Annotated in this window: 2 protein-coding genes and 1 pseudogene; 1 reads left to right on the top strand and 2 read right to left on the bottom strand. The window is 63.3% G+C overall.

What is annotated here, in order from left to right; all coding sequences use genetic code 11:
* Both AWB68_RS44455 and adhP read right to left on the bottom strand, forming a co-directional pair.
* Positions 1-313, bottom strand: a pseudogene (locus AWB68_RS44455) (F0F1 ATP synthase subunit beta); the annotation flags it as partial.
* A 66-nt stretch (positions 314-379) separates the two neighbouring features.
* Positions 380-1405 carry an alcohol dehydrogenase AdhP gene (gene adhP, locus AWB68_RS44460; RefSeq protein ID WP_087650401.1) on the bottom strand — a complete coding sequence of 342 codons (1026 nt, stop codon included), beginning with the start codon at positions 1403-1405 and terminating at the stop codon, positions 380-382.
* Positions 1406-1651: 246 nt separating this feature from the next.
* On the opposite strand from adhP, the gene AWB68_RS50515 reads away from it, so the two are divergent.
* The coding region (locus AWB68_RS50515; RefSeq protein ID WP_235028869.1) for a hypothetical protein at positions 1652-1881 on the top strand (230 nt) is incomplete at its 3' end.

Below are 1881 nucleotides of genomic sequence, written 5' to 3' on the forward strand. Positions count from 1 at the left end.
CCGTCGTCGGCGAGGAACACGCGAGCAACGCAAGTGCGCCGGACTGTGGAGCACTGGAGCGCCGCGACTTCGCTTGTGAGAGTCGGCTGATAACCGACACGCGACGGCAGGAGTCCCAGCAGGCCCGACACTTCGGCGCCCGCCTGCACGAAGCGGAATACGTTGTCCATCAGAAGCAGCACATTCTGGCGGCGCTCGTCGCGAAAGTATTCTGCCACCGTGAGCGCCGTTAGCGGCATGCGCCAGCGCGCGCGCCAGGTGGCTCGTTCATCCGGCCGTACACGAGGACCGTGCGCAAGAGCACGCCGGACGAGAAAGGACGTGCCGACGCCAGCAGCGCCAAAACATCGCGGCCTTGCCACCCAGCGCGAGCGGCCTTTCAATCGATCGTCAGCACCACGCGGCCGTCCACCTTGCCGTTCTTCAGATCGGCGAATACCGAATTGATGTTTTCGAGCCGGTCGCGATGAATCCGGGCGCGGACTTTGCCCTCCGCAGCGAATTCCAGCGACTCCTGCAAGTCGCGCCGGGTCCCGACGATCGAACCCCGTACGGTAATGCCGTTGAGTACCGTCGAGAAGATCGGCAGTGGGAAATCTCCGGGAGGCAGTCCGTTCAGCGATATGGTTCCGCCACGGCGCACCATGCCGAGCGCCTGCGCGAATGCGCTGCGCGAGACGGCGGTGACCAGCACGCCATGTGCGCCGCCGATCTCCTTCTGGATCACGGCTGCGGGATCGCCGGTCGAAGCGTCGATGGCGAGCTTCGCACCCAGTTCGCGGGCGAGCGCAAGCTTGGCGGGCTCAACGTCGATGGCGACGACATGCAGGCCCATCGCAATGGCGTATTGAACCGCGACGTGACCAAGGCCGCCGATACCAGAGATCGCGAGCCATTGTCCGGGCCGTGTGTCGGTCATGCGAATGCCCTTGTATACGGTGACGCCAGCGCACAGGATCGGCGCAATCTCCTCGAAGCCGACCTGCGAAGGCAGATGGCCGACGTAGTTCGGATCCGCGAGCACGTACTCGGCGTATCCGCCGTTCACCGAATAGCCCGTGTTCTGCTGATCGTGACAGAGCGTCTCCCAACCGCTCAGACAGTGCTCGCAGTGTCCGCATGCCGAATACAGCCACGGCACGCCAACGCGATCTCCCTCCTTGACGCTCTTGACGTCGGCGCCGACCGCAGAGACGTAGCCAACGCCCTCGTGCCCGGGAATGAACGGCAACGCGGGCTTGACCGGCCAGTCGCCGTCCGCCGCGTGCAGGTCGGTGTGACACACGCCTGACGCGGCGATCTTCACGAGGATCTGGTTGCGGGCAGGCGTTGGCACAGGCACCTCCTCGATACGAAGAGGTTCGCCAAATGCATGCACGACAGCAGCTTTCATCGACGTTGCCATTGATTTCTCCGATTGCCGAACGGTGGACGTGGGTAGCGTCACGACGTCCCCAGTATCGGCGACGGCGGTCCGACAGCCTTGACTCAGGTCAAGCGGAGCCATCTCCCCGCGACGTAGCGGGGCGGCCATGAGCCGGAGCAAGCGTGGACAGGAGCGGGCGGCTATGCCGATGGTGGTTCCGGCTGACTGTATTCGACCTATGCTAAGCGGATTGAACTAAACGAGGTGACATTCAGCAGTAGTTTCGTGAAGGAGCAGCGGAAGTCCGTCCAGCGAGTAAGCAGCAGCGCAAGCGCGATGCTTGACCCAGGTCAATCGCCTCGTGACGCGACGCCGGAAGATGGCTTATGCGGTGAATCGCTTCATGCCGCTCGTTCGCAATTCGGACTCGACAAGGGTGTTTTGGGCCCGATGAGTGCCGGAGTTCGAAAAGCGACCAACACATTGGTGGGCGATGATGCGGAGGCCAAGATGGG

Origin of the sequence: Caballeronia choica, from assembly GCF_001544535.1 — a bacterium.
GTDB classification, from domain to species: Bacteria; Pseudomonadota; Gammaproteobacteria; order Burkholderiales; family Burkholderiaceae; genus Caballeronia; species Caballeronia choica.

Bases quoted from the DNA above. Each gene is read 5' to 3' on its own strand.
- adhP (WP_087650401.1), bottom strand. From the start codon at position 1,405: ATGGCAACGTCGATGAAAGCTGCTGTCGTGCATGCATTTGGCGAACCT.